Genomic DNA, 5026 nt, shown 5'->3' with positions numbered 1-5026 from the left:
GCGGCCGGAGCGGCGGGGTCAGAGGTACTCGGTGGCGATGACCGGCTCGCCGCGGGAGAGCTGGAGCGCTGACATCGGCAGCGCTTTCCGGGCCCGGATGTGCCGGTCGCGGGCCGCGTCCAGCGGCTCGCGGCCCACCACCTCGCCGCCGCGCACCAGCTCCACCAGGAGCTGCCGGCCGGCCAGCTCGGGCGGGACCGCGCCGGTGCCCAGCACCTCCGCCTCCGCGAAGCCCTCCGCGTCCTGCCGGCGGGCCGCCCACTTGCGGCCGCCGACCGACAGCTTGCCGCCCAGCGACTTCTTCGCCACCGGCACCAGCGGCGCCCGCCCGTCCGCCGACTCGGCGCGGGCCACCAGCTTGTAGACCATCGAGCAGGTGGGGTGCCCGCTGCCGGTGACCAGCTGGGTGCCCACCCCGTAGGCGTCCACCGGGGCCGCGGCCAGCGAGGCGATGGCGTACTCGTCGAGGTCGGAGGTGACCACGATCCGGGTGTCCTTCGCGCCCAGCTCGTCCAACTGCTGGCGCACCCGGTGGGCCACCAGCAGCAGGTCGCCGGAGTCGATGCGGACCGCGCCCAGCTCCGTACCGGCGATCTCCACCGCGGTGCGGACCGCCTCGGCCACGTCGTAGGTGTCGACCAGCAGGGTGGTGCCCCGGCCCAGCGACTCCACCTGCGCGCGGAAGGCGTCCCGCTCGGTGTCGTGCAGCAGGGTGAAGGCGTGCGCGGAGGTGCCGACGGTCGGGATGCCGTAGCGGAAGCCGGCGGCCAGGTCGGAGGTGGAGTCGAAGCCGCCGACGTAGGCGGCGCGCGACGCGGCGACCGCGGCCAGCTCGTGGGTGCGCCGGGCGCCCATCTCGATCAGGCCCCGCCCGCCGGCCGCGGCCGACATCCGGGAGGCGGCCGCGGCGATCGCCGAGTCGTGGTTGAGGATGGAGAGGATCACCGTCTCCAGCAGCACGCACTCGGCGAACGAGCCCTCCACCCGCAGGATCGGGGAGCCGGGGAAGTAGACCTCGCCCTCCGGGTAGCCGGAGATGTCGCCGCGGAAGCGGTAGCCGGCCAGCCACTCCACGGTCGGCTCGTCCACGACGCCGTGCTCGCGCAGAAAGGCGAGGACGGCCGGGTCGAAGCGGAAGTTCTCCACGGCGTCCAGCACCCGGCCGGTGCCGGCGACCACCCCGTAGCGGCGGCCGGGCGGCAGCCGCCGGGTGAACACCTCGAAGACCGACCTGCGCGAGGCGGTCCCGCCCCGCAGCGCGGCCTGGAGCATCGTCAGCTCGTACTGGTCGGTGAAGAGCGCGGTGGACGGCACGTCCACCGGCAGACCGAGATCCGCAGCATTCATACGACGGATGGTACCCCCATCTCGTCAGATTGACGATTTCCCCTCGCGGTAATTTCCGATCTTCCGGGGCGGCCGGTTTGTGCGGCACCCCACCGCGGGTGGCAGCATGGACCGGGTGAGTGTTGCTCCCACTGAGATCGAACGCACCGAACCGGCCGCCGAGGGGTTCGCCGTCACCGAACCCGACGTGCCCTGGGTGACGATCGTCCACAACGACCCGGTCAACCTCATGAGCTACGTGACCTACGTCTTCCAGACGTACTTCGGCTACTCCAAGGACAAGGCGCACAAGCTGATGCTGGACGTGCACCACAAGGGCCGGGCCATCGTCTCCAGCGGCACCCGCGAGGAGATGGAGCGCGACGTGCAGGCGATGCACGGCTTCGGGCTGTGGGCCACCCTCTCCCAGGACCGCACCTGATGAGCGGACACTTCGAGGCGCTGCCCGGCGGCGGCGCGGCCGTGCCCCTCGACGAGGTCGAGATCTCCATCCTCCGCTCGCTCGCCGTGCAGCTGCTCGAACTGATCGGTCCGGGCGAGGAGCCGCCGGTGGGGGAGGACCCGCTGGCCGGGCTCTTCCGCGAGGGCCCCAGCGAGCCGCCGTCCGACCCGGCGCTCGCCCGGCTCTTCCCCGACGCCTACGCCGACGACGACGAGAAGCTGCGGGCCGCCTCGGCCGAGTTCCGCCGCTTCACCGAGAACGACCTGCGCGACCGCAAGCGGGACGACGCGCTCGCCGTGGTGCGCACCCTGGACGCCCTCGGCGCCGCCGGCGAGGGCGGGGCGGTGCTCAAGCTGACCGCCGAGGACTCCCGGCGCTGGCTCGGTGCGCTGAACGACCTGCGGCTGACCATCGGCACCCGGCTGGAGATCGCCGGCGACGACGAGAGCGACACGCTCTACCGGCTGCCGGACTCCGACCCGCGCAAGCCGATGGTGATGGCGTACCTGTGGCTCGGCGCCCTCCAGGAGACGCTGGTCGAGACCCTGATGTGAGCCGGGGCGGCCGGCGCGGTGTTCGCTCAGCGGACGCTCAGATCCGTATAACGATCGGATCACCGGACCGTCCCAGTGCGTCCCGCCTTCTCCCCTATGTCCGGTTCTTGCTGTGGTGTGTGCCACAGTCGTGCCCGTCGATCACCCTCACCACCGTGATAGACCTTCACGATCGCCCGGGCAACGCCACCCCTGTTCCCCGGGTGCGCTTCGTCGGCTGACCGCCGGCGGCACTCCATCCATATCCGGGGGGATCAGGACCTGATCCGCGGCCGCGACTCACGCCGGCGCGGATCTGCGTGGAGAAAGGCGCACCACACATGGCCTCAGTGCAGGTCGACAACAAGCACGGCGACGACGCCGCGGGCACCGCGTCCGGCGAGGGCGAGGGCTACCAGCGGGGGCTCGGCGCCCGGCAGATCCAGATGATCGCCATCGGCGGCGCCATCGGCACCGGGCTCTTCCTCGGGGCGGGCAAGGCCATCTCCAAGGCCGGACCCAGCCTCATCCTGGCGTACGCGGTCGCGGGCCTGGTCATCTTCTTCATCATGCGGGCGCTCGGCGAGCTGCTGATGTACCGCCCGGTCTCCGGCTCCTTCTCGGAGTACGCCCGTGAGTTCGTCGGCCCGTTCGCCGGCTTCGTCACCGGCTGGACGTACTGGCTGTTCTGGGTGGTCACCGGCATCACCGAGGTGACCGCCGCCGCCACCTACATGACGTACTGGTGGAACATCCCGCAGTGGGTGTCCGCGCTGGTCTTCACGATCATCCTGTACGGCGCCAACCTGATCTCCGTGAAGCTCTTCGGCGAGCTGGAGTTCTGGTTCTCCATGGTCAAGGTCACCGCCATCGTCGGCATGATCCTGATCTGCGCCGGCATCCTCACCATCGGCTTCTCCGACGCCGGGGACACCGCCTCGATGACCATGCTCTGGTCCGAGGGCGGCTTCTTCCCCAAGGGCATCGGCGGCACCGTGATGACCTTGCAGATCGTGATGTTCGCCTTCCTGGCGGTCGAACTGGTCGGCGTCACCGCCGGCGAGTCCAAGGACCCGAAGACCACCCTGCCCAAGGCCATCAACACCGTGCCGTGGCGCATCGCCGTCTTCTACGTCGGCGCGCTGATCATGATCCTGTCGGTCGTGCCGTGGACCCACTTCCGGCCCGGCCTCTCGCCGTTCGTCGCCGCCTTCGAGCAGATGGGCCTGGGCGTCGGCGCGGCCGTCGTGAACTTCGTGGTCCTCACCGCCGCGCTGTCCTCCTGCAACTCCGGCATGTACTCCACCGGCCGGATGCTGCGCGACCTGGCGCTCAACAGCCAGGGCCCCAAGGTCTTCACCAAGCTCACCCGGACCGGCACCCCGCTGGTCGGCACCACCTTCTCGGCCGCGCTGATGCTGGTCGGCGTGTGGATCAACTACCAGTGGCCCGGCGACGCCTTCGACAAGGTCGTCTCCTTCGCCACCATCTCCGGCATGTGGGCCTGGATCATGATCCTGGTCTCGCAGCTCCGCTACCGGGCCAAGGCGGACCGCGGCGAGGTGCCGCAGTCCACCTTCAAGGCCCCCGGAGCGCCCTACACGAGCTGGTTCGCGCTGCTGTTCATCCTCGGCGTGATCGTGATGATGGGCGTGGACGCCGAGGCCCGGGTCTCGCTCTACTGCGCGCCGCTGTGGGCGCTCATCCTCGGCGTGTCCTACCTGGTGCTCAAGCGCCGCAACCCGGAGGCCGCCGCCTTCAAGCGCTTCAAGCGCTGACCCCCGCCGCCGCCCGCCGGGGCGTCCGGCCCCGCGCCGCCGTCCCGGCATCCGGGCCCCTCCGTACCACTGGTCGGTACGGAGGGGCCCGTTCCGCTTCCGGCGCGGCGGCCGCCCGGGACCGGCCGGCGGGGCCACCTCGCACGCGGGTCCTATTCTGGGCCCATGCTGACCATCACCCGGGCCCTGTACGACCAGATCGTCGCGCACGCGCGTGAGGACCACCCCGACGAGGCGTGCGGCATCGTCGCGGGCCCCGCCGGCAGCGACCGCCCCGAGCGCTTCGTCCCCATGCTCAACGCCGCCCGCTCGCCCACCTTCTACGAGTTCGACTCCGGCGACCTGCTCAAGCTGTACCGCGAGCTGGACGACCGGGACGAGGAGCCGGTGGTCGTCTACCACTCGCACACCGCCACCGAGGCCTACCCCTCGCGCACCGACGTCTCCTACGCGGGCGAGCCCGGCGCGCACTACGTGCTGGTCTCCACCGCCGACACCGACGACGCCGGCCCCTTCCAGTTCCGCTCGTTCCGGATCGTGGACGGCGAGATCACGGAGGAGGACGTGCGGGTGGTGGACGCCTACTGAGGACGCCTGCCGAGCACGCCTGCCGAGCGGAGACTGACCGCATGGTGAGCGCCGGGCGTCCGCGATCCGAGACGGTGTTCCGGAAGGCGGACCGGGAATCGATACGATGAGCCCATGGTTGCCATCGACGTGAGTGAGAACACGCCGGGCAGCGCCCTGCTCGTGGCGCGCCTGCACGTCGACCTGTGCCGTCTCGCCAGCGCCATCTGTCCCCCGGGCGCGCGCCGCCGCGGCGCGGCCTGACCGGGCCGCCCGCCCGCCGACGCCCCGCCGCCAGGCGCGCGGAGCCACCCGCACGGGGGCCGTTCGCACCGCGCCCGCCCCCGCCGCCCGCACCG

The 5026-nt window shown here is 71.5% G+C and carries 6 protein-coding genes; 5 read left to right on the top strand and 1 reads right to left on the bottom strand.

The features are described 5' to 3' along the window. Window positions 1-18: 18 nt before the first annotated feature. On the bottom strand, window positions 19-1347 hold the full coding sequence (locus C6N75_RS21360) for a nicotinate phosphoribosyltransferase (RefSeq protein WP_105870524.1): 1329 nt from the start codon (window positions 1345-1347) through the stop codon (window positions 19-21). 106 nt (window positions 1348-1453) lie between these two features. Here C6N75_RS21360 and clpS point away from each other — a divergent pair, with 106 nt between their 5' ends. From clpS to C6N75_RS31705, 5 genes are all read left to right on the top strand, one after another. Further along, entirely contained in the window at window positions 1454-1768 is a 315-nt protein-coding gene (clpS, locus tag C6N75_RS21355; protein ID WP_105870523.1) for an ATP-dependent Clp protease adapter ClpS, read from the top strand. Then, a complete protein-coding gene (locus C6N75_RS21350; protein ID WP_105870522.1) occupies window positions 1768-2343 on the top strand; it encodes a DUF2017 domain-containing protein in 576 nt (191 codons plus the stop codon). Before clpS ends, C6N75_RS21350 begins: the two co-directional genes overlap by 1 nt. Before the next feature lie 320 nt (window positions 2344-2663). After that, complete coding sequence (locus tag C6N75_RS21345; RefSeq protein ID WP_105870521.1) at window positions 2664-4100, top strand: amino acid permease; 1437 nt, start codon at window positions 2664-2666, stop codon at window positions 4098-4100. 165 nt (window positions 4101-4265) lie between these two features. Then, on the top strand, window positions 4266-4688 hold the full coding sequence (locus tag C6N75_RS21340) for a Mov34/MPN/PAD-1 family protein (protein WP_105870520.1): 423 nt from the start codon (window positions 4266-4268) through the stop codon (window positions 4686-4688). Between the two features lie 114 nt (window positions 4689-4802). Next, window positions 4803-4931, top strand: coding sequence for a putative leader peptide (locus C6N75_RS31705; RefSeq protein WP_256103167.1), 129 nt, complete (start codon window positions 4803-4805; stop codon window positions 4929-4931). Window positions 4932-5026 lie beyond the last annotated feature (95 nt).

Origin of the sequence: Streptomyces solincola (assembly GCF_002982015.1) — a bacterium.
Taxonomy (GTDB): domain Bacteria; phylum Actinomycetota; class Actinomycetes; order Streptomycetales; family Streptomycetaceae; genus Streptomyces; species Streptomyces solincola.
The sequence above is the reverse complement of the archived record's forward strand: the minus strand, read 5'-3'. Positions and strand labels throughout refer to the sequence as shown.